Raw genomic sequence first — 9,886 nt, 5'->3', positions numbered from 1 at the left:
CTCGATGACTGTCTCTATATATCCTAAAAGCACTGTGAAACTAAGCGCTTTGACTTCCATAAATTAGCTCACTCTTGATTTCTGACTTTTTTCTATCTTGCTGCGCTACCGTAAGCCTAGTTCTGTATCCCCTGTTACTTTCGAATTTGGAATTGCTGATTTTTATCCAGCCTTAACACCTCGTTCAAGCATCCTTAGCTGCTTTTAATCAAAATCTATTTCAGCAATTATCGGTAATTTGACGATTTTCAAGGCTTCTAACCGCTGCTGTATTTCTCTGTGGTCTTTGTATGGATATTTTCTTTCCCAAAAACAACAAACCACCATCGAAGAGAATAGAATATTAATTCTCTTTGATGATGGTTAGTATTATAAATTGCTAAATTAGCAAAAAGACTAAGCAGAAACCATTCCGCCAGCAGCCTGAAAACGCGCCCGAGCTTTTTTGAAAGCTTGAGTAGCTCTGTTTTTTTCTAGAGGGTCACTAGATTGTTCTGCGGCATCAACATTATCCTTAGCGGATTGAAACTCAGCACGAGCTGATTCAAGATCGATATTTTCTCCGACCTCTGCACCATTAACCAAAACCTTGATTACATTATTTTCAACCTCGGCAAAACCTCCCATAAGAGAGATTGCTTTCCAGTCCTTTCCAGGACGGACTCGCATTACCCCAATCTCCAAAGCTGTAATCAAAGGTGCATGATTAGAGAGAATACCCAATTGCCCTGTGGTACTTGGTAGAATAACCTCTTCTACCTGATCTTCCCAAACAATACTATCGGGAGTAATTACTTTTAAATTTAATGACATTTTAATCAGTTAACAGTTATCAGTTATCAGTTAACCCCCATTCGAGGGCAAGCAGTTAACAGTCATCAGTTAACAGTCATCAGTCATTAGTTATCAGAGCTTGAAACAAACTTCATTATCTTTTTTATTTAGATACCTACTAAACAACTAGTAACTGATCACTGATCACTGACCACTGATCACTGTTTAAGCTGCTGCTTTAAGTTTTTCAGCTTTAGCTTTAGCTTCTGCAATATCACCTACAAGATAGAAAGCTTGTTCAGGTAAATCATCCAATTCACCGCCAAGGATCATTTTGAATCCTTTAATAGTTTCTTCCAAGCTGACATATTTACCAGGCGCACCAGTGAATACTTCTGCAACGAAGAAAGGTTGAGACAAGAAACGCTCAATCTTACGAGCACGATCTACAACTAGACGATCATCCTCAGAAAGTTCGTCTAGACCCAAGATGGCAATAATATCTTGCAACTCTTTATAACGCTGTAAAGTAGACTGCACAGCACGAGCAGTATCGTAATGCTCTTCTCCTACAATGTCGGGTTGCAACATAGTACTAGTAGAATCTAGAGGATCTACCGCAGGGTAAATACCTTTAGAAGCCAAACCACGAGAAAGTACAGTGGTTCCGTCTAAGTGAGCAAAAGTAGTTGCTGGTGCCGGGTCAGTTAAGTCATCCGCAGGTACATATACTGCTTGAATAGAAGTAATAGAACCTTCTTTTGTAGAAGTAATGCGTTCTTGTAAATCTCCCACGTCAGTACCAAGTGTGGGCTGATATCCCACCGCAGAAGGCATACGACCAAGAAGTGCCGATACCTCAGAACCAGCTTGGACAAAACGGAAGATATTATCAATAAATAGTAATACGTCTTGTTTGTTCACATCACGGAAATATTCTGCCATAGTCAAAGCAGATAGTCCGACGCGCATTCTAGCTCCAGGTGGCTCGTTCATCTGACCATACACAAGAGCGATTTTAGATTCTTCGGGTTTATCTGCATTGATAACGTTGGACTCGATCATCTCGTTGTAAAGGTCATTTCCTTCACGAGTACGTTCGCCCACACCACCAAATACGGATACACCACCGTGTTGGATCGCGATGTTGTTGATAAGTTCCATCATAATAACGGTTTTACCAACTCCAGCACCACCGAAGAGACCAATCTTCCCACCTTGACGATAGGGAGTAAGCAAGTCTACAACTTTGATACCAGTTTCAAATACTTTAGGCTTAGTTTCTAAATCTACTAATTGAGGTGCAGGTCTGTGAATGGGAAAAGTTTCATCAGTGTTAACTGGACCTTTGTTATCAACAGTTTCACCAAGGACATTGAAGATTCTACCTAAAGTAGCTTTCCCAACAGGAACACTAATGGGAGCTCCTGTGTCAACAACTTCCATGCCGCGGACGATTCCATCAGTTCCGCTCATTGCAACTGCACGAACCTGATTGTCTCCTAGTAGCTGTTGTACTTCACAAGTTACAGCAACATCCTGGCCTGATGAGTTTTTACCTTCTACTTTTAAGGCATTATAAATACGGGGCATTTTCCCACTTGGGAATTCAGCATCGATAACGGGACCGATAACTTGAGTAATTTTACCTACGTTTGTTTTATCTGTTGTGGCTACCATGCTTTGCTTCTACTTGGTGGTTTAGATATTTTAATATGGCAGAGTAAATCTTAATTTAATCTAAAATTTGCCAACTTATAGATTATCACCTTATGGTGTGGTATGTGTTAGGGAAGTTAGGAAATAAGTCTAAATTAGTCTGATTGAGGAGACTGAAAAACTAAGCCCTTCTAATCATTCTGCGATCGCGAACACTAGAGATATCAACTTTAACCATTGCTCTTGTCAAGGGCATGATGCGTAGGCGGCGGTCTTGAGTATTAGCTTGGTAAACCTTTTGATTGTCAATATCTAATGCGGTTAGCCAACCACTATTCTGGTGATATGCCCCAGTTTCAATATCTAGCCATCCATTGCCTGCTGCCAATTGTCCTGGTTGAACTCCTGGGAAAGTAAAGGTAATAGTATGACCTGTAATGACTAATTTATCCGAGAAATAAGGCTGGGGAATGGCATGAAAATCTTCTCTAATCCAACAAAATTGTTCGGAGGTCTGTTGTTCCAAGGGTATATGGGGAGAAAGACCCGCATGAACCAACCACACATCTCCTAGGTCGAGGTATAAAGGCAATTCTCTCATCCAATCAATATGCTCTTGGGGGATTTTGCTGTCATAACTAGTAACAGTTGCATAACCTCCACTATGAAGCCAACCCTGATAAAGTTGCACCGTAACTTTACCTTGCCCAACTACCTCTAACAACATTTCCTCATGATTACCACGGAGACATTGATATTTATGCTTCATCACAAAGTCTACGACTTCAGCGCTTTTAGGCCCTCGATCTATTAAGTCCCCAAGAAAATAGACTTGGTCATCACTATTAGGTGCAACTGATTCTAGTAAAGCAATAAGAGTTTCATAATGCCCATGAACGTCTCCGATGACAATTCTGCGTTGATTAGCCATAAATTCGGTAAATAATTAACTAAGTAAGTAATAAGTAATGAGTAATAAGTAATAAGTGATAAAAACTAATAATTAGTTAAGTAATCGGGATTTTCCTCTTGGTTGGTTCCTTTTTCCTGACATGCCGCATCCTATTATTATAGGCTTAGGTTATTAAGTTTGGGGGAAAGTTCATCGTGCCTTTATCTATGACAACTACGATTAAAATTATTCAACAGCCTACTAGCGATCGCTGGATTAACCAAGCTTTAGAAAATCTCGATATAGTTTTACTAGATCATTCCCATTGTGAGCGCAAGGCAGCGGGAGTAGCGATTAATATGATGTTTCGCTATCCTTCCTATACTAAATTAGTTCGTCAGCTAACAGCGATCGCAAAGGAAGAGCTAGAACATTTCGACCAAGTGAATCAATGGCTAGAAAAAAAAGGCATTCCCTTGGCACCTCTAAACTCTCCCCCCTATGGCGCTAAGCTCAAAGCTCAAATTCGCCATCAAGAGCCAGAACGTTTGTTGGATTCACTACTGATTTCAGCTCTCATTGAAGCGCGCTCCCATGAAAGATTGGGTTTAATTGGCGAACATTGTCCAGAGCCAGAACTGGCAGCCTTTTATCGTGGGTTAATGGCCTCAGAAGCACGCCATTATGGAATTTATTGGTTGCTAGCAACACATTACTGCGATCGCGATTTGGTAGACCGTCGTTTAGCAGAATTATCTACTATAGAAAGTGAAATTCTTGCGACTTTGCATCATGAACCCAGAATTCATAGTTAGCTTCTAAATCATGGCAACATTACTGAGAGAACCAGAAAAACTAGAAAATCGTCTCAAAGAAATCCCCGCCGAACCTGGAGTATATTTCATGCGCGGGAATAACGATGATATTCTTTATATCGGCAAATCGAAGAAATTGCGATCGCGTGTTAGATCCTATTTTCGCGATTCCCAACGACTCAGCGATCGCATTGCCATGATGGTGCGCCAAGTTAGAGAAATCGAATTTATCGTTACCGACACCGAAGCCGAAGCTCTAGCCTTAGAAGCCAATCTCATTAAACAGCATCAACCCTATTACAATGTGCTGTTAAAAGATGATAAAAAATATCCCTATGTCTGCATAACTTGGTCAGAGGATTATCCCCGCATCTATATCACTCGCAAAAGAAAACTCACCAAGGCCAAAGATCGCTATTATGGTCCCTATGTCGACACTCGTTTGTTGCGCTACACTCTGCATATTATTAAACGCGCTTTTCCCTTGCGGCAACGCCGCCAACCATTATTTAAGAACCGTCCCTGTCTCAACTACGACATGGGAAAATGCCCAGGAGTCTGCCAAAATCTAATTACACCGGAAGAGTATCACCAAACTATGCAAAAAGTTGCGATGGTATTTCAAGGACGCACAGATGAGCTGGTCAAGACATTGCAAACCCAAATGCTCAAAGCTTCTGAAGAGTTGGATTTTGAGAAAGCAGCTCAAATACGCGATCGCATTCAAGCACTGTATCAATTAAATGCCGATCAAAAAGTTTCCCTGCCGGACGATACGATCTCCCGTGATGCGATCGCATTAGCGGCTGACGAACAACATTGTTGTATTCAGTTATTTCAAATTCGCGCCGGGAAATTAGTGGGTAGACTCGGTTTCTTTGCCGATGCCCAATCAGGAACCCCAGGGGATATTTTACAGAAGGTTCTCGAATCCCATTATCAAAAAGCAGACGCGGTAGAAATCCCCACCGAGATAATTGTGCAACATCAATTGCCAGAAGAGGAAATCCTCACCCAATGGTTAACCCAACAAAAAGGCAAGAAAGTAACTTTAGTAGTTCCCCAAAGACAAATCAAAGCTGAATTGATTGAAATGGTGGAGAAAAATGCCAAATATGAATTAGCTAGAACCCAAAGGTTCAGCGATCGCAATAATCAAGCTCTACAAGATCTAGCCGCAATTCTCGATTTACCGGAAATTCCCAAACGCATCGAAGGGTATGATATTTCCCATATTCAAGGTTCTAATGCTGTGGCCTCCCAAGTTGTTTTTATTGATGGGGTTGCCGCCAACCAACATTATCGCCACTATAAAATTAAAAATCCGACAGTGACCATTGGTCATTCCGATGATTTTGCCAGTATGGCAGAAGTTATCCAACGCAGGTTTAAAAAATATGTAACCTGCGCCAATAATAAAAATATAGTTTTACCCTTAAAAGATCATGATTTTCCCGATTTAGTCATGATTGATGGGGGAAAAGGACAACTGTCTGCGGTAGTAAAAGTTTTACAAGAAATGAATTTATTAGATATCGTAAAAGTTGTAAGTCTGGCGAAAAAAAGAGAAGAAATATTTTTGCCAGGCGAGTCAAAATCTCTAGATACTGAGGCAGAACAACCAGGAGTCCAACTATTAAGAAGAGTTCGGGATGAAGCCCATCGTTTTGCCGTAAGTTTCCATCGGCAACAAAGATTGAAAAATAGTAGAAGGAGTCGTCTAGAAGAAATTCCTGGATTGGGGTTCGCGCGACAAAAACAATTGTTGGCTCATTTCCATTCTATTGACTATATTCGTGAGGCTTCCCCTCAACAGTTAACTGAAGTTTCAGGCATTGGTAAAAGTTTAGCAGAAGAGATTCACAAATTTTTTCACCCCCAGAAATCTTAGTTTACACAACTTGGTAGGTGATTTTCTCGTCAAGAGTGGTGTTAGGTTTTAGGTTTTAGGTTTTAGGTTTAAAAGAATTATATTTTGATTTAAGTAATTTTTTAGTGATTTTGTTGATACTTTTGGGCAAAATAAGTTGTCTCCAAACTTTGATGCATTAACCCTGACAAATTTCACAGGAGAATATCTTATGGAACCTTCATTTGACCTCAGTACATTTCTCTTCACTGACGAATCTGACATAGTTACTCCAGATACTGCGATTTTCAATCCCTTATTTTCAGTAGTAAACGCCTTAAAAGGTGATGATCAAATAATTAGTAATGCATTGATAACTGGTGATTTTGGTTTCCAAGCAATTTCTCAAGTTGAAACCGAAGGGCGAGATTCTTTAATGAGTTCTATCAACATAGATACTGTAACTGAGCAAGCAAGTATTGGCGGTTATGGCCTAAAAAATAGGGGAATCATCAACTTAAACGAAGGAAGTGATTTATTCCAAGGTTTGGCAATAGCTAATTTATCCACCACAGTTGAAGTCGTGGCCGAAGCCATAGCCGTTGCTTCAAACTTCAGTGCGGGTTCCATTTCCCAGGTTTTTGCCACTATTGATTTTCAGGCTATTGCCGATGGGATTGATAATACTGGCGGGGCAATTAATACGAATAGCGGCAATGATACGATTGGGAGCGTTCTTTTTGGCAATTTGACCGCTACTGCGATCGCTACTGCCGATGCCTCAGCTATTATTGAGGCGATCGCAACTTTGCCGATGTCCGAGGGTTTACAAGCTTTTGCCCAAGCTGTAGCACTCAACTTAACCAATGCCACCATAACCGCCACAGGTATCAATAACCAACAAGGCGCCATGACGACTGGTCTGGGCAGTGACACTATTAAGAGCACGGCTGATACATTTAGTTTTGCCCTAGGACTATCCTTTGCCAATGCACTGGAAATAGTGGAGACAGCACCTGAGGAAAACCAAGTTTTAGCTCTAGCAGTTGCCGAAGTCTTTTTGCAGGCTAATGGAATATCGATCGCGATTAATAACACAGAAGGATACATTGATACTGGAGCTGACAAAGATACTATCAATGTTAATAGTCGTACTATTGGTATTGATAATACTAGAGGCTATATTAATACAGGAAGTCACGACGATAGGATCATTGTTTCTAGTGAAAATTTGGCGATTCAAAACTCTGGAGGCCATATTAATATGGCTTCTGGCAACGATATAATCTCCGTTCAGGCGGCCAATGGAATCACGCCTTTCGGCATCGTAGGCGGCACGATTTTTATGGGAAATGGAGATGATGGGGTCTTTGCTGGTCAATTAGGTGGCAATGTTCAGATTGCGATGGGAAATGGAAATGACTATGTTGAAGGTTTTGGTTCAGCTTCACTATTTGGCGGTAATGGTTTAGACTCACTTGGTCTGGGCATCGAAAACGAAACTGACCTAGATTCAATCAATATTGTGGGACGAAATGCTTATTTTACTTTAGATGATCAACTCTTGAGAACCAATGAATTCGAAGGATTTATTTTTGGTAATGGGCAAAAATATAACATCAATAATTTGCCCTTTTTAGGCAGCAATAATGAGGATAGTTTTAAAGGTAGAGAAACCGAAGATTTTATGAATCTCCGAGCTGGAGACGATATTGCCTATGGACTAGGCGGTTCAGATAAGATCTTAGGCCAAGAAGGGGATGACCTACTAGATGGCGGAAGTGGCAACGACACGATAGAAGGAGGCATTGGGAATGACATCCTACGGGGCGGACTTGGTGATGACCTACTAGATGGTGGTTTGGGTCATGATGTAATGACAGGAGGTCCCGGGAAAGATCGGTTTATTATTTCCGGGCAGACTGCTGAGCGGGATGTCATAGCCGATTATGAAGATGGAATTGATCTCCTAGAACTAACCGACGGACTGACTTTTGGCGGCATTACGGTCAATCAAAGTGGAAAAAATACTGAAATCATTGATGCTAATACCCATGAAGTCTTGGCGATTTTAGGAAGGACCGAGGCAGCACAGATTAATGCTCTTGATTTTATCTAGGTTCCCTCCGTTTCCGTTCTCGATAAAATATACTGATCTTTTTCAATAAAATGCCAAATTGGCAACAAATGTTTTTGAAAATTGTTAGCAAAGTAAACTCAAAAAAATATTCTGATATTTTTCAATAAAATGCCAAATTGGCAACCACTAGCAATCAAGAATATCTATTATTAAATTAACAACTGAAAGAGAAGAGCAGAATATTTTTTTTCACGTTGTACTTCATTACTTTATCAAATTAAATTGGAGCTGAAAGTTATGATTATTCAAGAGTTAAACCACATTGAGATCGCTGAAGGTAATTCTATTGAAGGCGCAGGTGGTTTCCAATATGGAACAACTGTTGTTTATGGTGGTCCTGGAGTAGGTGCAGGTGCAGGTTTTGGTACGTCGACCACTACTGGTATCTTTGGCGGAACCGACACTACTACTGTAGCATCTGGTGGTTTCGCCGCGTCCTTCTTTGGCGGTGGTGTTCAAACTGCTGGTATTGGTATTACTTTCCCTCAGTTCTAGATTGTTGGAATGATTTTTTCCATCAGGCAGCAAGGTCCTTCTAAGTTTTATCCATTAAGTTTGAGAAGGGTCCTTGGCCGCTTGAATTTCCAGCTTGGGGAAGAAATATATGCTCAAAGGCTGGATTTGTTAAATCAGTCGCAAGGGTATGGCAGAGAATCCCTGAAACATAAGTGGTTCGAGTGTTTCTGTTGTGTCTTTCGCACATCCTGAGAGGTTCAATCATTCTTTAGTCTGTATGACTCGTCTTCAAGGTCATACAACATTCTCGCGTGTATATATCTACATATGTATCTACTTCGTTGTATCTAGATATATCTGTGGCTTCTTACCGTACATTATTGGCATGATTAAGGAGTTTAATCATATGAAAAATAGTATCAAAATCAATGATTTGCAGCATTTGGATGTTGTTGATGTAGTTGATTTAAATAAGATAGAAGGAGGAGTAGCACTTGATGTGACGTTGGGTGTGGTTTTTGAGCCCTTCGTCTCCTTGGATGGGGCTGGATTTTTTAGCGCAACAGTAATCGGTGGCGCTGGTTCTATTAATGGACAAGCTGTGTCATTTGGTGGAGCTGGTACATTTCTGGCCTAAGCCAATTTGTCTCTTGCAAACTGAACTTTATTCTGAATTTTGGATCTGGATTTTTTTAATATTCAGCAAGATTGAGAGAAGGTTCAATAGTGATTTGGGATTTTTATCTTAAAACTCCCATTTTGAATCCGGGCATTGTTTGTCGTCTCGATGTAACTATTAGTTTATTGAAAAAAACGGAGTCAAAAATTATGCTAATCAAAGTTTTAAACTATGTTGAAACTGTTGAAGACAGTTCAATAAGAGGAGGAACTCATCCTGCGCCGCCCCCACCTCCTACTATAGCGGGTATATTTTCATTTGGCGGTGGAGCATATACAGGTAATGGATTTGCTGTGGGATCTGCCACTTCTCAAGCGTTTAGAGTCAATTCTGGTGGCTCTGATGGAGGTTCTGGTAGTGCATATGGCTCAACATTTGGCGCCTCAGGAGGTGGCGTTAACTCTTTCAGTAGTTCCTTTTTTACAATCTAGCTATTTCTTTTGTTGCGAGTTGGCTTTTTCATGAGATATGACCCTTATCGAATAAGGGTCATACTGTGACAAGTATACTGTCTATAGTCGTACCACAAAAATATACTGTTATTTAGAATGACTGAGCCTGATATTTTGTTCAGTTAGATGAATGTATTCTAATGTTCATGACAAATGGAATACAGTCTCAT

Annotated in this window: 9 protein-coding genes; 6 read left to right on the top strand and 3 right to left on the bottom strand. The window is 40.5% G+C overall.

Annotated features, from left to right (window positions below):
• Positions 1-396: 396 nt before the first annotated feature.
• The 3 genes from atpC to XEN7305_RS09105 all read right to left on the bottom strand — a co-directional run bounded on the left by atpC (position 397) and on the right by XEN7305_RS09105 (position 3,364).
• Positions 397-813 (bottom strand): ATP synthase F1 subunit epsilon, encoded by a 417-nt coding sequence (gene atpC / locus XEN7305_RS09115; RefSeq protein ID WP_006509111.1) that lies wholly within the window; start codon positions 811-813, stop codon positions 397-399.
• Between the two features lie 186 nt (positions 814-999).
• Complete coding sequence (atpD, locus tag XEN7305_RS09110; RefSeq protein ID WP_006509110.1) at positions 1,000-2,454, bottom strand: F0F1 ATP synthase subunit beta; 1,455 nt, start codon at positions 2,452-2,454, stop codon at positions 1,000-1,002.
• Positions 2,455-2,614: 160 nt separating this feature from the next.
• Positions 2,615-3,364, bottom strand: a complete 750-nt coding sequence (locus XEN7305_RS09105; protein WP_006509109.1) for a metallophosphoesterase family protein — start codon at positions 3,362-3,364, stop codon at positions 2,615-2,617.
• Positions 3,365-3,552: 188 nt separating this feature from the next.
• Between XEN7305_RS09105 and XEN7305_RS09100 the strand changes: the two genes are divergently transcribed.
• From XEN7305_RS09100 to XEN7305_RS09075, 6 genes are all read left to right on the top strand, one after another.
• Complete coding sequence (locus tag XEN7305_RS09100; protein ID WP_006509108.1) at positions 3,553-4,140, top strand: tRNA-(ms[2]io[6]A)-hydroxylase; 588 nt, start codon at positions 3,553-3,555, stop codon at positions 4,138-4,140.
• A gap of 10 nt (positions 4,141-4,150) precedes the next feature.
• Positions 4,151-6,031, top strand: a complete 1,881-nt coding sequence (gene uvrC / locus XEN7305_RS09095) for an excinuclease ABC subunit UvrC (protein ID WP_006509107.1) — start codon at positions 4,151-4,153, stop codon at positions 6,029-6,031.
• Between the two features lie 190 nt (positions 6,032-6,221).
• Positions 6,222-8,108, top strand: coding sequence for a calcium-binding protein (locus XEN7305_RS09090; protein ID WP_006509106.1), 1,887 nt, complete (start codon positions 6,222-6,224; stop codon positions 8,106-8,108).
• A 258-nt stretch (positions 8,109-8,366) separates the two neighbouring features.
• The gene (locus XEN7305_RS09085; RefSeq protein ID WP_006509105.1) at positions 8,367-8,624 is read left to right on the top strand and encodes a hypothetical protein; all 258 of its coding nucleotides are present in this window, start codon (positions 8,367-8,369) and stop codon (positions 8,622-8,624) included.
• A 367-nt stretch (positions 8,625-8,991) separates the two neighbouring features.
• Positions 8,992-9,222, top strand: a complete 231-nt coding sequence (locus tag XEN7305_RS09080; RefSeq protein WP_006509104.1) for a hypothetical protein — start codon at positions 8,992-8,994, stop codon at positions 9,220-9,222.
• A 191-nt stretch (positions 9,223-9,413) separates the two neighbouring features.
• Positions 9,414-9,695 carry a hypothetical protein gene (locus tag XEN7305_RS09075; protein WP_144053227.1) on the top strand — a complete coding sequence of 94 codons (282 nt, stop codon included), beginning with the start codon at positions 9,414-9,416 and terminating at the stop codon, positions 9,693-9,695.
• The last annotated feature ends 191 nt before the right edge of the window (positions 9,696-9,886 follow it).

Origin of the sequence: Xenococcus sp. PCC 7305, from assembly GCF_000332055.1 — a bacterium.
GTDB lineage: Bacteria > Cyanobacteriota > Cyanobacteriia > Cyanobacteriales > Xenococcaceae > Xenococcus.
Note: the sequence above shows the minus strand (reverse complement) of the source record. Positions and strands in the feature narration are given on the sequence as shown.